The following is a 17,786-nucleotide window of genomic DNA, read 5'->3' as shown; positions in this document are numbered from 1 at the left end:
TCTCAGGAGCGGCGGAAGAGCAGCTTCCAGGGCATCAGGGCGGACTCGAGCTGGACCTTGAGGCTCATCTTGGAGGCGCCCGCGGTCCGCTCCTCGAAGCGGATCGGCACCTCGGCGATGCGCAGCCCGCGGCGGACCGTGCGGTAGTTCATCTCGACCTGGAACGAGTACCCGTTGCTCTGGATCGTGGTGACGTCGATCCAGCGCAGCGTGTCGGCCTTCCACGCCTTGAACCCGGCGGTGGCGTCTTTCACGCCAAGCCGCAGGATCGCGTTCACGTAGAAGTTGGCCCAGGCGGACAGCGCCCGGCGGTGCCAGCCCCACTCGGCGGCCGCGGAGCCGCCCTCGACGTACCGCGACCCGATCACCAGGGCCGCGTCGGTGGTCCGCAGCTTCTCGACCATGATCGGGATCACCGAGGCGGGGTGGGACAGGTCGGCGTCCATCTGGATCACGATGTCCGCACCCTCGTCCAGCGCCCGGCTGATGCCGGCGATGTATGCCCGGCCGAGGCCGTTCTTCTCGGTCCGGTGCAGCACGCTGACGGTCTCCGGCGACTTCTTCGCCAGCTCGTCGGCGACGTCGCCGGTACCGTCGGGGGAGTTGTCGTCGACCACGAGCATCTGCAGGCCCGGCAGGTTCAGGTCGGACAGCAGCCCGGCCAGCACGGGCAGGTTCTCCCGCTCGTTGTAGGTCGGCACGACGACCACGATCTTGCTCAGCTCACCCATGACATTCCTTCTTCGGGGACCACCGGACGCTACCGCATTCACCCGGTCGAGTGCCCAGGCTGCCGCTCGTGTGCGCCTATCGTTCGAATAACGCCTAGGGTCGGACGGGTGACCTGGCTAGGCATCGACGTTGGTACGACGAATCTGAAGGTGTGCCGAGTTCCGCGCGGTACGACGGCTGCCACCGGGCCCGGCGTGGTCGTCCGCTCGGTGCGTACGCCGGATGACGCAGAGGAGTTGCAGGACGCCGTACGGCGACTGGTCGGCGAGCTGGCCGACGGGGAGCGGATCGAGGGGATCGGCGTCTCCGGGATGGCGGAGACCGGCGTACCGCTCGACCGGGACCTCCGGCCGCTGACGAAGCTGATCAGCTGGCGCGACCAGCCCGGAGTCGCTCAGGCCGAGCAGTTGCGGGCTGAACTCGGTGCCGAGGAGTTGTACGCCCGGACTGGTCTCCGGCTGTCTCCGAAGCTCCCCGTGGTCACCTGGCGCTGGCTGGCTGACACTCAGGTCCTTGACCGCACCCGGCTCTGGGCCGGTGCGCCAGACCTCGTCCTCGCTGCACTGACTGGCACCTACGCGACGCATCTCACACACGCTCAGCGGCTTGGCATCCTGGACCTCCGCACCAGGCAGTGGGACCCGGACCTGCTCGCGTACGGCGGTCTGGATCGTTTACCGCCCGTTGTCGAGCCGATGACCGTCGCGGCGACCACACCGGACGGTGTGCCAGTTGTGCTGTGCGGTCACGACCACCTGGTCGGCGCCTGGGCTGCGGGCGTGCGCCAGCCCGGTCAGGTAGCTGACTCACTGGGTACGGCGGAGGCCGTCATCACTCCGTGTCCCGAGCCGGTGTTGGACGACGTACTGCGGCAGGAGGGCATCAGCACGGGCTGGTACGTCGACGGACGCCACGGCTGTGCGATCTCCGGCAACGGTGCGGCCGGCGGTCTGGTTGAGCGGCGGCTGAATACGCTCGACCGTGATTACGCGTGGCTGAACGCCGTACTGGCAGAGGACAGGCCGCCCAGCGAGCAGTTCATCGCGCCGTATCCACAGGGGCGGCAGGCGCCTGCGCCGGATCCGACGTCGATGTACGACGTACAGCGGCCGGTGGACGACCCGGCCGAGGAGATGCGGGCGCTGGTGGACGCGTTGAGTTTCCACGCCCGTTGGATGGCTGAGGAGCAGACGCGGCTACTCGGGATCTCGTGGCAGAGCACAGTGGCGCTCGGCGGCCCGGTGCGGCTGGCCGGGTGGATGCGCCGGAAGGCTCTCGCCTCGGGTGGCCGGGAGTTCGCCGTACTGGATGGTGAGGCGACTGCGGCGGAGGGTGCCGCGTTGATGGCGGCCGAAGTGGTGACCGGTTCGCCGGTGAAGCCTTTGCAGGCCAAGCCGATCGAGGTTTCTCCACAGCTGGCGGAGGTCTGGGATGGCGCGTTCTGGCATCGATTCCATAAGGTGGTCTCGTGAGCCCGACACTTGATGCCCTGGCGTACCCCGACGGCACGTTCGCGATGGTCGCGATGGACCAGCGCGAAAGCCTGCGCACGATGCTCGCCGAGCACGGGCGGCCGGACGACCCTGACGCGATCACCGCCTTCAAGGCCGCGGTGGCCGAGCACCTCGCCCCGCTGGCGTCCGGCTTCCTGATCGACAAGGGGTACGACGCTCCACGCAAGCCCGGGTGGATCCTCGCGGCCGATGCGTTGACGCAGGAGCGGGGTGGGCCGGTCACGGACACGCAGCTGGACGAGTCGGTGGACCCGCGGGTGGCGAGGGAAGCCGGTGCGGTCGCGCTCAAGCTGCTGGTGATCTGGAAGCGGGACGATCAGCGGGAGCGTCGGCTGGAGATGGCCGCGGAGTTCGTCCGGCGCTGTGCGGACGCCGGGCTGTTGTCGGTGCTGGAGCCGGTTGCGCAACCGGCGCCCGGTGAGGACGACTTCGCGTTGGACGCCGCGATCGTCGAGGCGGCCGAGGTGCTCGGCGCGGTGCGGCCCGACCTCTACAAGGCACAGGTCCCGAGCCGCGGCGTCGGCGATCCGGACGAGATCGTCAAGACGTGTGAGCAGCTGACCGCGACTCTGGAAAGCCCGTGGGTCGTGCTGTCCAACGGCGTCGCCCGCGACGACTTCCCGCGCGCGGTCGAGCTGGCCTGCCGAGGCGGCGCCTCCGGCACCCTCGCCGGCCGAGCCCTGTGGACCCCGGCCCTGGAAACCGACGACCCGACGACAGCCCTCGCAACCACCTGCCGCGACCGCCTGTCCCTGATCGCCGACATAGTCCACCAACACGCCCGCCCCTGGCGAGAAGCGGTCTGAGCGGCGCCGGTCACCACTGAACGGAGGCCAGGGTGGGGTCGGTCAGGGCCTGTTCGCAGGCCAGGAGGAGGAGGCCTATGCACCAGGAGTGGGAGAGGGTGAGGATGGCGCCGGGTGGGCCGAAGCAGGCGGTCTGGTAGTACCGTTCGGTGACCATGCCGCGGCGGGCGTTGAAGTCGCCGTCGCGGCGGGCGACGAACTGCCGTGCGAACCTCAGGTGCTCGACGGCGGCGAGCGCGTAGCTGTCGTCGCCGGTGCACGCGGACAGGGCGACGAGTTCGCTCGTGCAGATCAGGCCGTAGTTGTGCAGGTGCTGATTGGACGGGCTCGCCTGGTCGGCGCCGCGGCTGCGGAACCCATAGGCGCCGAGGATCGTGTGCGCCGGGAAGTTCACGTCGTAGCTGTAGCGGAAGGTGAGCATCCAGTCGGCCGCCGACTGCGCCAACTCGAGCCAGGGACCTTGGTCGATCCGGTGCAGGGCGGTGTAGGCGATGACCGCGGCGTAGCCGTCCTCCGAGGTCGGCGCGAGATCCACGTCCTCCGGTGCGCCGCACAGGGTCCCGTTGCGGACGTACGACGCGTAGTGCGGACCTCCACGCCGAGCCGCCGCCAGATACCGCTCGTCACCGAACAGCTCGTAGGCCTCGGCCATCGCCGCGACCCAGGTCAGACCGGCCGCGCCGAGCCGCGACAGCACCTGACCCGACTGCAGGTGGTACAGACTGCCGAAGTTGCCCTCGGCATCTTGTGCGGAGACGGCGACCTCGAGATTGCTGAGCGCCGCTTCTCGCCACACGGGATGATCGACCGGCTCGGCGGCCAGCGCGCGCACGGTGAACAACGTCGCCTCGGCCAGCGTCCGCGCGTGCAGTCCGCCGGGTACGGGCGTCCACGACTGCTTCCAGCCGTGGTCGGCGTACCAGGCGCCCCAGAAGGTCCCGGCCGGTGTGAGGTTCCGGGTGATGTGGTCGATCACCGCCGTACCGGCCTCGACGTACGCCGGGTTGCCGACACGTCGGCCGTGACGCAGAAGTGCGTGTGCGTAGGGGATGCCGCTGACCCACGCGACGTGCATCGCCAGCCGGTCACCGCCCTTGTCGCCGAAGTCGCCGGCGAGTTCCCGGTCGAAGAGGGCGGTCTCGATGAGCACCGCGGGGTCCTCGCGATAGTGCCACCGCCACAGGCCGTACGACGCCAGCGACGCTGCCTCGGGAATGTCGACCCACGGCTCGACCGGGGGATTGGTCAAGCGTTCCCGGGACCTCAGCTGCCGCAGGACCGGGGCGTAGCTGTGGTGATCGGCCGGCAGACTCCACAACCCGACCCGCACCGAGTGCGACTCGCCCGGCTGCCAGCAGTGGGACTCGGCGAGCGGGCTGACCCCTCGGGGTTCGCCGACGTAGCTGAAGGGCTCTTCGCGGTAGGGCAGCGAGACCCAGATGGACGCCGGGCGGTCGGGACCGGCGCCGAGACCGAGTCCGCTGAGTCCCAGTGAGGTGGTGGCGTCGACCTCGAGGGCGACACCTCCGGCTGGTCCCCAGCCGAAGACGGCGGGTGTCGCGGCCCGGTCCGCGCGGAACGCCCAACGGTCCGCGATCAGCTTCTCCGCATCGAGTTCGCCGGGGGCATACCGCGGGTACAGCCGGCCGCAGGCGGGATCCCGGTTGTCGCCGTAGAACAGGCCCGGAATCAGCCAGTGCGGGTGCTGGTCGGCAGGCACCGGCACCTCGACCCGGACCCGGCCGTCGACGGGCTCGGCGCCGTCGTACCGGATCCGCAGCCGGACGTCGTGCTCGCCGTCGGCGACCGGCTCGATCGCCACCTCGATCCGCCAGTCCTCGCCGTCGAGGGGGATCCCGTCGGCGTCCTCGACGGAGACGTTCACCTGCATCGGATCAACCTTTCGGGGGAGTGGAGACCGAGGCCGTCGACCGCGACGACTCGAGCGCCGGCCTCGGGCCACCTGAGTGTGACGACGCGTTCCTCGCCGGGCAGCAGGACGAATCCGCTGTCCGAGACCCGAAGCCACCCGGCCGAGTCGCCCTCGAGCGGACGCCCGTCACGCACCCGGACGAACGGCGCGACCGGACCACCGACATGCCGGACGACCAGACCGTCGCCGTACGCCGCGGCCTCGACGGCGGCGTCACCCGTCAGGAGCTCGCCAAGATCATCGGCTCCGGTCAGCACGTATCGGCGCCCGGCCGAGACCTCGCCGGCCGTCAGTTGTACGTCGACCACGAAAGCGCCCGCCGGAGTGGGCGCCCGCAAAGAGCCGACACTGACGGCCTCGGGGCTGACGTCGACGTCCTTCACCGTCACGGCGGCCAGCTCCTCGCCGGTCCAGCTGATCAACCGCGCCGTGATCGTGGCCGGCCCCAACGGCTCTTCGGCCAATGCCCACAGCGGGAGCGTCACCTCAGGGTGACCGGCCCAGCTCTGCCGCGAGCACACCGCACCAACCAGCACTGGCCGGTACGCCGCCGCCACCCCGAAGTACGCCGGTTTCGGCTCACCCGCATGCGTGATCGCGGAGGTGCACCACGCGTTCGGATACGGTTCGTTGAACTGCCACGGAAGCGTTCCGACGCACCGCGGCGCCCGCCGGCGATGCGCCTCGACGGCGTACGACAGCCCGTCGCGTTGCAGGAACTGGCTCGCCAGCCCGAGGGTGCCGAGGTCGTTGACGCGGTTGCCGAAGGAGGCCTGGACGAGCGACTCGTTGTTCCACCAGCGGCCGAGGTGATCCCAGATCGGGCGGCCGCGGGTCGGCAGCCGGCGCTCGGACTCCGGCACGACCCGGGCCAAGGTCCGCGGCATGGTCATCCCCTCGACACCGAACTCGCTCAGCAGCTGAGCCGTCCCCGCGTCGTACAAGGCGTAGTGGTCGCGCAGACCCTGGTGTTCCCAGGGGCCGTGGACGTCGTGCTGGTCGTCCGGTGCCTGCCGGATCAGGTCGAGCCGGTTGAGGAACGCCGGCCCGGTCGGGGAGGTGGACAGCCAGAGTCGTCCGGGATCGAGCCGTCGTACGACGTCCGCCAGAGCGGTCAGGACCGGGGTGCGATCGTCGAGTGGCTCGCCTTCGCCGGCCTGCAACTCGTTGCCGCCACCCCAGATCGCCAGCGACGGGTGGTGACGCAGCCGCGGCACGATCTGCTCGGCGTCGCGACGCATCATCGCCACGAACTCCGCGTCGGCCGCCGGTGTCGACTCGATGCCCGAGCTCGACTGCGAGAACTCCTGCCACACCAGCAGACCGCGCCGATCACACTCGGCGTAGAACTCCGGCGTCTCGATCAGCCCACCGCCCCACACCCGCAGCAGGTTCACCCCGGCCTCGACCGCGAGATCGAGCAGGTGCGTCAATCGCGAGTGCCGAGGTACCCCGTAATTCAGGTCGAGTGGCACCCAGTTCCAGCCCTTGGCGAAGATCCGGCGGCCGTTGACCTCGATCTCGTATGGCGCCGCGTCGTCGGCCGCGCCGTGAGCTCGGTGGAATCGGAGCGCGCGGAGACCGATGTCGAGCTCGCGCCGGTCGCTCACCACTCCGTCGACGCGGACGACGGCGGTGAGGTGGTAGAGATACGGTTCGCGGTAGCCGTTCGGCCACCAGCGTCGAGGATCCGGCACGACCAGCTCACGGTTGCCGGAAGCAACTACCACGCCATCGGCATCGGTCAGGGTGAGTTGGATCGAGCCGTCGGCGTCGAGTCCGACGTCGACGGTCACCAGGCCGGCGTCATCGGTCACATCGACGGCGACCTCGGTGATCCGGGCCGGCCCGGTCACCTCGACGTACGCGGACTGCCAGATGCCCTGGTGCACCAGCCGCGGACAGAAGTCCCAGCCGTACGTCATCCGTGACTTGTGCACCCGCACCTTCGAGGTGAACCCGACCTGCGGTTCGCTGACCGGCGCGGGCTCCACCACGACCGCCAGCAGGTGATCGCGCGAGGCCGTCAGCAACTCGGTCACCTCGAAGCGCGACGCGACGAACATGCCGTCGACCCGTCCCAACTCGTGACCGTCGAGGAACACGATCCCGCTGTGGTCCACACCGTCGAGACACAGCCACGCGCGATGACCGGGCTCCGGCCGATCCAGGGTGAACGCCAGCCGATAGACCCAATGCCGGTCGGACACCCATTCGATCGCCCGGGTGTTCAGCCCGGCGTACGGATCGGGTACGACGCCCGCCTGCCACAGATCGTCGGCGACACTCCCCGGAACCCGCGCCGGCATCCACGCATCGGGCTCGCGCAACGGACCCCAGACCCGGTGATGCCGCCACTCGTCGCCAAGAAATCCTCTGACCTGCCAGGACGAACCGTCGAGCAGAACCCGCACGTCACCGACCCAGGGGTGGCGGCTTCGCGGGATCCCACTCGAGCAGGTCGACCTCGGCCGGCGCCGCTTCCGCGGACGACGGCAACTGCACGGTCTTCACCTCGTGCGGCCCGAAGGCCAGCTCGAACGATCGTCCCAGGAACGGCAGGTCGACCCGTACCTCGGCCGGCTGCCCGCTCGTCTCGTAACCGCGAAGGATCACCGCACCGTTGTCGTCCTCGCCCCGCTTGAGCACCGAGAAGACCACGTGGTCCGAGCCGTTCACGGTCAGATACGACTGCGACACCGGCAGCGGCCCGTCGTGGAAGCACTCGATCAGCGGGGTAACCGGCTGGTTCAGCTCAGCTGCACGACGTACGACGCCTGCCGCACGCCAGTCACCGCCGTGCGGCTGCAGCCGGTACGTGAACCGCTGGATGCCTTGGTCGAGGTACTCGTACACGCCGTCGTCGTCCAGCCGCCGCGGATCATGCCACGCGTAGACAGGCGACCGCACCACGGTCATCGCGAGCACCGGCTTGCCGGCCTTGGAACCGTCGACCGCGAACGAGTACTTCCCGTCGTTCAGCACAGCGACGCCGCCGTTGGCGCCCGAGATGTCCACCCAGGCGTGCGACGGCACCTCTTCGCGGTTCTGCTCGCGGACCAGGTGACCGTACGGAATCTCGTGAGTCGCCACGGACTTCTTCGCCGCGAACGGGAAGCACAGCTTCAGCGCCTTCAGCTGTTCCCGCCAGTCGACCGTCACCCGCACCTCGACCGTGTCGGACTCCGCGTCGAGCACGAACTCCTCGACCAGCTTGGATTCGCCGTACGCCGACTCCACCCGGATCAGCTGACGCACGGGACCGTCGGCCAGCCGCCGTACCCGGGTGACCTCGAAGGCGCCGGTCGTGTTCCACAGCGAGCGGACACCGTGGCTCCAGGTGTCGGTGTCGTCGTCGATCACTTGAGCGTGCGGGACGCCGGAAGCCAGCAGGTTCGGCCCGTCGGCCAGACCGAGCGACCGCAGCCAGCCCGTCTTCGGGTCGACCTCCGCGCGGACGACGCCGTTGTCGAGCGTCAGCCCGTCACCCGCGGGCGCGCCGAGATGGTACGACGTGTCGCCCGGACGCATCGTGTAGAGCTGGTACCCGAGCGGCGGGACCGTGGCTTTGAAGGCGATCCGGCGCCGGCCGTTCGCCGTCGCCGCCGAGCGGACCTCCTGGACGTCGATCAGCCGGCCGTCGAGGCCCTCGGACAACGCGATCGCACCACGCAGCGGCGCAGGGTACCCGAGCTCGAGCTCGACCGTCGCGGTCACCGGCCACGCGTGCGGGTTGAACACGGCGACCGGGACCATCGCGGACTCGGCCGGGATGTCGATCTGCCGGGCGATCGACTGGATCGAGCGGTTCGCCAGCCGGGCCGCGATCGACTTCGCCTCACCGAGCTGGTCGCGGGCGTCGTCGTACGCCGGCTCGATCGCCGTACCGGCCGCGATGTCGTGGAACTGGTTGAACAGCACCTGCTTCCAGGCGTGCCCGAGCTCGGCGGTGGCGTCCGGCGTACCGCTGACCGCGGCCGCGATCGTGGTCCACTTCTCCGCCGCGAGCAGCGCCTGCTCGGCCAGCCGGTTCTGCCGCTTCACGCCGGAGTGCGCGGCATAGCAGCCGATCGCGTGCGGCTGCAGCTCGGTCGCGTGCACCGGGATGCCGTCGAAGGTCCGGGCCTCGTCGAAGAACCGGCGCATCGTGGACGGGAACATCTCCGGGAACAGGTCGCGCTTGGCGAGCTGCTTGATCGACTCGATGTTCTCGATCGTCGGGCCGCCGCCGTGGTTGCCGACACCGTAGAACACCATCAGCGGCTCCGTTGTCACCGGCAACTGCTGCAGCGCCTTGGTGACATGGCCGGAGATCTCTCCGCCGGGCGAGCAGTACTCGTGCGGGATCCGGTACGCGAGCACGCGGGAGCCGTCCGGAGATTCCCACCAGAACTTTTGCCCTGGCAGTTCGCGTTCGTGGCTCTGCGGCCGCAGGAACGCGTACGAGTCGAGCCGGGCCTTGCTGAGCAGCTGCGGAAGCGTCGCGTTGTGACCGAACGGGTCGACGTTGCAGCCGGCGGTCGCGATCACGCCGAGGTTCTCGGCGAGCCAGCGCTGGGAGTACAGCGCGTGCCGGACGAACGCCTCCCCGCCGGGGATGTTGCAGTCCGGCTCCACCCACCAGCCGCCGACGATCTCGAACCTGCCCTCGGCGACCCGCTTGCGGATCCGGTCGAACAGGCCGGGGTCGTGTTCGGCGATCCAGCTGAAGTAGGCGACCGAGTCCGCGGTGAAGACGTAGTCCGGGTACTCGTCCATCCGGTCCAGGGCGGACCGGAACGTGGCCCGCACCTCCTGGTAACCCTCCTGCCACTGCCACAGCCACACCGCGTCGATGTGAGCGTTGCCGATCATGTGCAAGGGCCCCCTGGCCCCGCGCTGACTCATGCGTTCTCCACGGGTTCGGTACTGACTGCCCAGCGGTCGACCAGTTCGCTGATCAGGTGCAGGGCGAGGACGTGCATCTCCTGGATCCGGGCCGTCTCCTCGGCCGGTACGACGACCGCCAGGTCGGCCGCTGCCGCGAGGTCCTTGCCCCGCGTCGAGGTGAAGGCGACCGAGCAGGCGCCGTTGGCCCGCGCCGCTGCGAGCCCTTTCACCACCGTAGGTGACGTGCCGGACGTGCTGAAACCCACCACAATGTCCTGTGGACGGGCCAGTGCCGTCACCTGCCGGGCGAACACGTCGTCGTACGCGTAGTCGTTCGCGATGCAGCTCACCACCGCGGCGTCACCGATCAGGGCGACCGCGGGGAGTGGGCGGCGCTCCCGGAGGTAGCGGCCGATCAGTTCGCCGGCCAGGTGCTGCGCGTCGGCGGCGGAACCGCCGTTGCCGTAGGTGTACAGCACACCGCCGGCGGAGAGCCGGCGGATCAGTTCTTCGGCGACAGCCCGCACCTGGGGCAACTGCTCCCGCATCGCGGCAGTCACCTCCGCGTGCCGCTCCAGCTGCCCGTCCAACAGGCCGTCGATGGAAATCTCGATCACGAGTCCCCCAGGCGGTCGTAGGCGATCGCGGCTGCACCGAGGACCCCGACCGCGTCGCCGTGGCGGCTCAGCACCACGTCACACGCCTTGGCGGCTGGTGGCATCGCCTGCCGCAGGGCCGCATCCCGCACGGGCTCCAGCAACTGCCCCCCGGCGCGGGTCACGCCACCACCGAGTACGACGAGATCCGGCTCACAGACGTTGATCAGTACGGCGACCATCCGGCCGAGCATCGCGGTCGTCTCCTCCCAGACCGCCTTCGCCAGCGGATCACCGGCCCGCGCCTGCTCGGCGACGTCTTTCGCCGTGATGACGGGAAGCTCGGCGAGACGCGAGTCCGGCCGTTCGGCGACCGCCTCGGTCGCGCGCCGGGCGATCGCCGTACCGGAGACGTAGGCTTCCGCGCAGCCCCGGGCGCCGCAGCCGCACTGGCGGCCTTGCCAGTCGACCACCACGTGCCCCAGCTCGCCGCCCTGGTCCGCCGCGCCGCGGAACAACTTGCCATCGGCAACCACTCCGCCGCCGAAGCCGGTCGACACGGTCAGGTACACCAGGCTCCGCACATCCCAGCCACCCCATCGGTACTCGCCGAGCGCCGCGGCCGTCGCGTCGTTCTCGACGTACGCCGGCAGCCCGAACCGCTCGGTGACGAGCCGTCCCAGCGGCACCTCGTCCCACCCGGGCAGACCGGGCGGCCCGAGGATCACCCCGGTCTGCGGATCCAACGGCCCACCACAGCCGACACCGACCGCCGTGACGCTCGGGACGCCGGCCTCGGCCAGAGCCTGTTCGCCCAACTCCAGCAGGCGTTTGACCACTGCGGCCGGACCTTCGCCGACCGCGGTCTCGATCTGGCAGAAGGAACGGACGGTGCCGTCGGGGGAGACGACGCCGGCGGCCAGTTTGGTGCCACCGACATCCAGGGCCAGCACGGGCTGCCCACCAGGAGGCGGGTCAGGGTGATGCGAGCTCACGCTCAGCCTTTCTGCGCGGTCGTCGCCACGCCGTCGAGGATGTACCGCTGGCCGAAGGCGAACAGGATGATCATCGGCACCACGGCGATCACGCTGGCGGCCACCGCGATCTCCCACTCGTAGTGGCCCGAGAGGGCGAAGGCGTCGATGATCTGCTTCAGGCCGCGCGGCATCGTGAAGTACTCCGGGGTCTGCAGGTAGATCAGCGGTTTCATCAGGTCCGACCAGCTCGCCTTGAACTCGAAGACGAACACGATCACCAGGGCCGGTTTGCACAACGGCAACGCGATCCGCCGGAACATGCTGAAGTAGCCGCAGCCGTCCACCCGGGCCGCTTCGAACAGCTCACGCGGGATGCCGAGGAAGAACTGCCGCAGCAGGAACACGTAGAACGCCGAGCCGAACAGGTTCTGCGCCCACAGCGGGATCTGGGTGTCGATCATGCCGAGTCGGTTCCAGATCAGGTACACCGGGATCATCGTCACCGCGCCCGGCAGCATCATCGTCGACAACAGCACGCCGAACAGCAGGTTGCGGCCGCGGAACCGGAAGTACGCGAACCCGAACGCGACCAGCGCACTCGACAGGGTCACCGCGGTGGCTGCCATCACGCCGACGGTCAGCGAGTTCGTCAGCCAGGTCAGCACCGGCGCGGTCTCCCAGACCCGCACGTAGTTCGACGGCTGGAAGACCTCCGGGATCAGCCGGTTGTCGAACACCTGCGAGCGCGGCTTGAGCGACGCCGACACCAGCCACACCAGCGGATAGCAGAACGCGAACGTGGCCAGGGTCAGGAAGAACAGGAACGGCAACCGGCGCGGACTGAAGCTGGACGGCTTCTTCGAGCTTGGGATGCCGGAGGGGCCCGGCGACGTCACGGCGACGGCGGCCGCAGGGGCGGTCGACGGGGTCGGAGTGGTCGGTGGAGTCGCCATGGTTCACCGCTCCCCGTGGTAGTAGACGTACCGGTTGCCGACCCTGAACTGGATGAACGTGATCAGCAGGATGATCACGAACAACAGCCAGGCCATCGCCGAGGCGAAGCCCATCTTGAAGAACTGGAAGGCGTTCTGGAACAGGTAGACCATGTACACCAGGGACTCCTCCGACGCCGCCGCCTTCTGCTGCGGGCCGTAGAACATGGTGTACGCCTGGTCGAACATCTGCATCGCCGCGATCGTGTTGGTGATCACGGTGAAGAACAGCGCGCCGGAGATCATCGGGATGGTGATCCGGAACAACCGCGTGACCGGCCCGGCGCCGTCGAGTTCGGCCGCCTCGTACAGCTGCTTGGGTACGCCGTTCAGCGCGGCCAGGTAGATGACCACGGTCCCGCCGAGCGTCCACAGGCTGACGATCGCGAGCGACGGTTTGAGCCAGTTCGGATCGGTGGTCCAGTTGGGTCCGTTGATGCCGAACCAGCCGAGCACCTTGTTGACCAGGCCCTGCTGGCCGTTCAGCAGCAGCAGGAACATCGCCGCCGCGGCCACCGCCGGGGTCATCTCCGGCAGGTAGAACGCGGTCCGGAAGAAGCCGCCGGCCCGGCCCACGCGCTGCAGCATCATCGCCAGGATCAGTGCGAAGACGGTGCCGAGCGGGACGAACATCGCCGCGTAGACGAAGGTGTTGCTGAGCGACTTGAGCACCCGCGGGTCGTTGAACAGTTCGCGGTAGTTGTCGAAGCCGACCGCGTTCGGGGACTGGATCATCTGGTAGTCGGTGAACGACAGCACCAGGCTGGCGATCATCGGCCCCGCGGTGAAGATCAGGAACCCGATCACCCACGGTGCGACGAAGAGCCAGCCGGCCCGGTCCTCCTGCTTCGCCAGCGGGCTTCGCTTCGGCCGCCCGGCCACGCGGCCGCCGGCCCCGGGCCCGCCCGGCCCGCCCGAACCGCTGCCCGGCCGGACGTTCGGTCCGGTCTCCGTACGGGTGTCGGCGCCGGCAGTTGCCGGCGCCGATCCCGAGTGGCTGGTCGTCGCCATCGATCAGCCCTGGTTGGCCTTGTCGAAGGCGGTCTTGGCCTCGGCCTGCGCCTGGTCCAGCGCGGCCTGCGGGGTGGCCGACCCGCCGAGTGCCTTGCCGACCGCGTTCTTCCAGGCGGCTTCGATCTCCGCGCCGGCCGGCGACGGGTTCAGCGCCTTCGCCTTGTCCAGGACGTCGTAGTAGTTGTTGATCGCCTGGTCGAAGCCGGCGTCACCGGAGGGCTTCAGGTACTTCGCCTTGATCTCCTCGTCGGCCTTCTTGTTGCCGGTGAACAGGCCGGTGAAGAAGCTCTTGTCCTTGGCCACGGTCTGCATCCGGGCCTCGGCCGCCTTGTGCCAGGTCTCCAGCGAGGTCAGCGTCTTGGCCCACTTGCAGGCGGCATCCATGTTCTTCGCGCCCTTCGGCACCACCCAGGCCGAGCCGCCGATGGTGCTGATCGGCTCACCCTGCCGGTTGGTGAACATGGTCGACGCCAGCTCCAGACCCTGCTTGCGGGAGTCCCGCAGGACGTTCACGTACCAGTTCTCGATCGGGAACGCGGCCAGCTGGTCCTTGGTGAACTGGTTCTTCTCGCCGAACAGGTCGAAGGTGTCGCGGAAGGTCTTGAAGTTCGACCAGCCGCCCTGGGCGTTGATCAGCTTGATCGTGTACTCCAGCGCCTCGACCGCCTTCGGGTCGTTCAGGTTCGGCTCGCCGCCGGGCTTGACCAGCTCGGCGCCGTTGGCCATCGCCCAGAGCGGGAAGAAGTCCGGCATCTTCGGGTCGTAGCCGATCCGGGCCGGCCGTCCGGCCTTGGCGACGTACAGCTTCTTCACCGTCTGCTCGAGCTTGTCCCAGTCGGCGGTCTGGATGTCGCTGACCGGCACGCCGGCCGACTTCAGCGCCTTGGCGCTGATCAGGTTGGTCGAGACCGTGTAGAACTCCGGGATGCCGTAGGTCTTGTCCTTGAGCTTGACCTCGTTCATCGCGGCTTCGCGGTACTGACCGGTGTCGATGTCGTTGTTCTTGATGCAGTCGTCCAGCGGCTGGATCGCGCCCTTGGCGGCGTAGGTGCCGACCAGGTTGCGGGCCATGTAGACGACGTCCGGCGGGTTCCCGCTGGAGACCGCGGTGAGGAACTGCTGGGCGTCGAAGTCGCCCTTGTTGTTCTTCACGGTGACGGTCGGGTACGCCGTCTTGAAGGCGGTGATCCGGGACTGGGCCACCTCGTCCTCACCGCTGAAGCCCATCACGTTCAGGGTGCCCGACGGGGTCGAGTCGGCGGAGCTCTGGTCGCTCCCGCCGGAGTCTTCGTTGTTTCCGACGCCGGCGCAGGCGGTGAGTGCCAGCGTTCCGGCGGCCAGCACCACGGGAAGGCGCAGGTGCTTCATTGCGTGTGCTCCTAACCTCGACAGGGGACGAGCGGCCCGAGATGTGGCATCGATGCCACATTCGGATGCAGTGCACGGTATGTGTGACTTTCTGCCATCGTCAAGATGTCGCACGGAAGGTTGTGGACAACGATCCGGTAGCGATCGTCCGGTGCCCAGCCAAAAACCCGGCCCCAACCGGCCGAACCCGGCCCAAACCGGAGATGGGGCGGTCAGGCTCCGCTGCGCGGGGCCGGCCCGGTGGAACCGCGGACGACCAGCCGCGGTGGCACGCGGACGATCCGCCGCTTCGCCGGGAGCTCGCCGCGGATCCGTGCCAGCAGCAGCCGGGCGCAGCTGCGGCCCAGCTCGACCGTGTGCTGGTCCACGGTGGTCAGGGCCGGCTGCACCAGCGACATCCAGGGCACGTCGTCGTACGCCGCGAGGCTGATCTGCCGCGGGATCTTGAGCCGCCGGTCCTTCAGCTCGGCCAGCGCGCCCTGGGCCAGCACGTTGTTCGCCGAGATGATCGCTGTCACCTCGTGCTCGTTCAGCAGTTTGCGGGTCGTCTCCCGCGCCGCGTCCGCGTCGAAGCTGGTGTAGGCGATCAGGTCCTCGTCGAGGTCGACGAAGTTGTCCAGGTGTGCGGCCCGGAACCCGGCCAGCCGCCCGGCGCCGGTCGACCACTTGGTCTCGTCGATCAGCAGTCCGATCCGGGTGTGGCCGAGGGCGATCAGGTGGTCGGTCAGCTCCCGCGCACCGGCCTTGTTGTCGCTCATGACCACGTCGCCGTTGGACCTGCCGAGCTCGCGGTCCGCACAGACCACGTGGACGCCGTTCTCCTGCAGGACCCGTGGGCACTTGGCCGTGACGGGAGTGACGATCACACCGGGCACCCGCATCGCCAGCAGCGTCTCGGCGGCCCGCATCTCCTCGGCCGGGTCGCCGTTGTCGTTCACGAGCACCATCTGGTACTCCGCCGCCCGCAACTCCTCCTCGATGCCGGCAGCCAGGTCGGCGTAGAAGGGGTTCCGCAGGTCGGAGATGAGGACGCCGATCGAGGTCGACGTACGACTCCGTAGATTGCGGGCGTTGTGGTCGAGCACGTACCCGATCCGCTCGGCCGCCGCACGAACTCGAGCTCGTACGGCGGGAGACGCGTATCCACGGGTGTGCAGCGCTCGTGACACGGTCGACGGTGAGACACCGGCTTCACGGGCCACGTCCTGCACCGTGGGACGGCGTACAGGCGGCTGCACCGTCTGCTGCACGGCCCGTGCCGCCTGCTGCCCCCGGGGACTCATGGCAGGGAGTCTAAGGGCGCTACGCCTCCAGCGTCGCGCCGAAGTTTCTCCAGCTGGTCAGGATGGCAGCGAAGTCGTCAGGGCCGAAGTCGTGACGATCCGTGTCGGTGCCGTCGACGTAGTACAGCGCCGGCACGCCCAGACCATGCTGGATCTTCAGGTACTCCCGCCACTCGGCGTGACTGGGCATCATCCAGCCGTCGGTGTCGATGCCGAGCTCCGGACAGGTCGACTTCACCACTCCGGCGCGGTAGGTCATGTGACGTGCGACATAGCCGGGTTCACCGTGGTCGGCCCGCAGTACGTCGTTCAGCCGGATCATGTCGGTCACGTCGATGAAGGCCGGGTTCGGAGTGTGTGTGACGACCAGTGCGTCCGGCTTGACCCGCTTCGCGGTGTCGTAGACGAGTCGAAGCTGCTCGTGCAGCAGGGCGGCGCCCCAGCGAGGTCCACTGTGCCGCAACGACGAGCCGGACGGCGTCCGCGCGGTGAAGTCGATCTTGAACCCGTCCGCGTCCAGACCGTCGGCGGACAGCATGTACTCCACCGCCTCGGTGATCAGCGAGACGCAGGCAGGGGAGTCCGGATCGAGCCCGACCGGGTTGCCGGCCGCGTCGGTGATGCACGCCTCGACGGGGGCCCCTTCCTCGTCCCACGCCTTCCACCACAGCAGCACCCGCTGACCGGCCGCGTGCCGCTCGGCGATCCATCCCTTGAGGTCGTGCCACTTCGCCGGATCCGGCCGGCAGGTCGCGTACGACTCCTGCCACTTGTCGTCGACCACCACCGTCTGCGGGTAGATGCCCTTACCGGCCAGCGTCTCCAGGAACCTGTCGTAGTTCACCTGGGTCGCCAGCGGCTGTGGCGCCTGGTCCGTCCGGGCTGCGATGGCGCACTGCGCTCCCCACCCGCAGAAGATCGTTCCCTGCCACCACGCCGCCTTCTCCGCCTTGCGCGACGGTACGACGCCGTACGAGTCGAGCAGCTCCCGGTGGCGGACCAGCACCTCCTCCGGCTCCTTGCTGTTCAGGTGTACGACGAGAAGCGGCGTACGGAACGACCCGTCGACCGCAGTCTGGCCTTCGTAGTCCAGCCGCAGGCTGAAGCCGCCGGTGACAGGCAGGTAGTGGTAGTTGGTGAACGTCTGCTCGGCGATCGGCGCCACCACGCTGAAGCCCACCCAGCGGTCGTCCAGGGCGGCGGCGAAGCACCAGGGCGCCGGGCTGAAGAGCCAGCGCTCGATCCCCGGCTCGCTGCCTTCACCGCACACGCTGATGGTGGCGGGCTCCAGGGAGTCCCGGATGACTCGCGTCGGGTGGTCAGGGTTCGGTGAGTACGCCTGCTGCAGGTGCGACCCGCTGGGCAGGAAGCCCCGCGGTGTACGACGTCCGCCGAGCAGGTGCAGCTCGGTGATCCGGCCCTGCCCGGTCACCGTCGTACTGGTCTCGATCCGGTCCGGCAGGAACCGCGTGGTGGTCACTCGCGTGTCCCACACCGTACTGCGGGCGGTCGCGGTGATCACCAGTTCCTCGTGGTGCCGCGCCTCGTGGATCTCGACGTCGCCGTACGTCTCGTCGAGCCCGCTCACGGTGTCCACCGAGGCGTGCAACCGCAGGGCGAACCACGGTCGTCCCTCGATGTGCACAGCGGCGTAGGCCTTGGCGGCATGGAGCTCTACGGCATAGTTGCCGATCTTCAATGG

At 68.9% G+C, this 17,786-nt stretch carries 13 protein-coding genes; 2 read left to right on the top strand and 11 right to left on the bottom strand.

Annotated features, from left to right (window positions below; genetic code table 11):
- Positions 1-2: 2 nt before the first annotated feature.
- Complete coding sequence (locus ACYVOK_RS31910) at positions 3-731, bottom strand: polyprenol monophosphomannose synthase (RefSeq protein ID WP_460666304.1); 729 nt, start codon at positions 729-731, stop codon at positions 3-5.
- Positions 732-839: 108 nt separating this feature from the next.
- On the opposite strand from ACYVOK_RS31910, the gene ACYVOK_RS31905 reads away from it, so the two are divergent.
- Both ACYVOK_RS31905 and ACYVOK_RS31900 read left to right on the top strand, forming a co-directional pair.
- Positions 840-2,204: an FGGY-family carbohydrate kinase gene (locus ACYVOK_RS31905; RefSeq protein ID WP_460666303.1), complete on the top strand. Its 1,365-nt coding sequence runs from the start codon at positions 840-842 to the stop codon at positions 2,202-2,204.
- A complete protein-coding gene (locus tag ACYVOK_RS31900; RefSeq protein WP_460666302.1) occupies positions 2,201-3,052 on the top strand; it encodes an aldolase in 852 nt (283 codons plus the stop codon). The genes ACYVOK_RS31905 and ACYVOK_RS31900 overlap by 4 nt, the downstream gene beginning before the upstream one ends.
- 10 nt (positions 3,053-3,062) lie before the next feature.
- On the opposite strand, the gene ACYVOK_RS31895 is transcribed toward ACYVOK_RS31900, so the two are convergent.
- The 10 genes from ACYVOK_RS31895 to ACYVOK_RS31850 form a co-directional block, all read right to left on the bottom strand.
- A complete protein-coding gene (locus ACYVOK_RS31895; protein ID WP_460666301.1) occupies positions 3,063-4,943 on the bottom strand; it encodes a hypothetical protein in 1,881 nt (626 codons plus the stop codon).
- A complete protein-coding gene (locus ACYVOK_RS31890; protein WP_460666300.1) occupies positions 4,934-7,399 on the bottom strand; it encodes a glycoside hydrolase family 2 protein in 2,466 nt (821 codons plus the stop codon). The genes ACYVOK_RS31895 and ACYVOK_RS31890 overlap by 10 nt, the downstream gene beginning before the upstream one ends.
- A 1-nt stretch (position 7,400) precedes the next feature.
- Positions 7,401-9,872 carry an alpha-mannosidase gene (locus ACYVOK_RS31885; protein ID WP_460666299.1) on the bottom strand — a complete coding sequence of 824 codons (2,472 nt, stop codon included), beginning with the start codon at positions 9,870-9,872 and terminating at the stop codon, positions 7,401-7,403.
- Positions 9,869-10,471, bottom strand: a complete 603-nt coding sequence (locus ACYVOK_RS31880; protein WP_460666298.1) for a D-sedoheptulose-7-phosphate isomerase — start codon at positions 10,469-10,471, stop codon at positions 9,869-9,871. The genes ACYVOK_RS31885 and ACYVOK_RS31880 overlap by 4 nt, the downstream gene beginning before the upstream one ends.
- A complete protein-coding gene (locus tag ACYVOK_RS31875; RefSeq protein ID WP_460666297.1) occupies positions 10,468-11,403 on the bottom strand; it encodes an ROK family protein in 936 nt (311 codons plus the stop codon). Before ACYVOK_RS31875 ends, ACYVOK_RS31880 begins: the two co-directional genes overlap by 4 nt.
- A gap of 44 nt (positions 11,404-11,447) precedes the next feature.
- Positions 11,448-12,380, bottom strand: a complete 933-nt coding sequence (locus ACYVOK_RS31870; RefSeq protein WP_460666296.1) for a carbohydrate ABC transporter permease — start codon at positions 12,378-12,380, stop codon at positions 11,448-11,450.
- A 3-nt stretch (positions 12,381-12,383) separates the two neighbouring features.
- On the bottom strand, positions 12,384-13,430 hold the full coding sequence (locus ACYVOK_RS31865; RefSeq protein ID WP_460666295.1) for a carbohydrate ABC transporter permease: 1,047 nt from the start codon (positions 13,428-13,430) through the stop codon (positions 12,384-12,386).
- Between the two features lie 3 nt (positions 13,431-13,433).
- A complete protein-coding gene (locus tag ACYVOK_RS31860) occupies positions 13,434-14,801 on the bottom strand; it encodes an extracellular solute-binding protein (RefSeq protein ID WP_460666294.1) in 1,368 nt (455 codons plus the stop codon).
- Positions 14,802-15,013: 212 nt separating this feature from the next.
- Positions 15,014-16,084 carry a LacI family DNA-binding transcriptional regulator gene (locus ACYVOK_RS31855; protein WP_460666293.1) on the bottom strand — a complete coding sequence of 357 codons (1,071 nt, stop codon included), beginning with the start codon at positions 16,082-16,084 and terminating at the stop codon, positions 15,014-15,016.
- Between the two features lie 19 nt (positions 16,085-16,103).
- Complete coding sequence (locus ACYVOK_RS31850) at positions 16,104-17,783, bottom strand: alpha-amylase family protein (RefSeq protein WP_460666292.1); 1,680 nt, start codon at positions 17,781-17,783, stop codon at positions 16,104-16,106.
- Between the last annotated feature and the right edge of the window lie 3 nt (positions 17,784-17,786).

This window comes from Kribbella swartbergensis (assembly GCF_054784135.1).
This window is presented reverse-complemented; position numbering and strand designations above follow the sequence as displayed.

Coding starts and splice junctions, on each gene's coding strand:
- ACYVOK_RS31895 (WP_460666301.1), bottom strand. CDS start 4,943: ATGCAGGTGAACGTCTCCGTCGAGGACGCCGACGGGATCCCCCTCGAC.
- ACYVOK_RS31855 (WP_460666293.1), bottom strand. CDS start 16,084: ATGAGTCCCCGGGGGCAGCAGGCGGCACGGGCCGTGCAGCAGACGGTG.
- ACYVOK_RS31860 (WP_460666294.1), bottom strand. CDS start 14,801: ATGAAGCACCTGCGCCTTCCCGTGGTGCTGGCCGCCGGAACGCTGGCA.
- ACYVOK_RS31885 (WP_460666299.1), bottom strand. CDS start 9,872: ATGAGTCAGCGCGGGGCCAGGGGGCCCTTGCACATGATCGGCAACGCT.
- ACYVOK_RS31865 (WP_460666295.1), bottom strand. CDS start 13,430: ATGGCGACGACCAGCCACTCGGGATCGGCGCCGGCAACTGCCGGCGCC.
- ACYVOK_RS31910 (WP_460666304.1), bottom strand. CDS start 731: ATGGGTGAGCTGAGCAAGATCGTGGTCGTCGTGCCGACCTACAACGAG.
- ACYVOK_RS31870 (WP_460666296.1), bottom strand. CDS start 12,380: ATGGCGACTCCACCGACCACTCCGACCCCGTCGACCGCCCCTGCGGCC.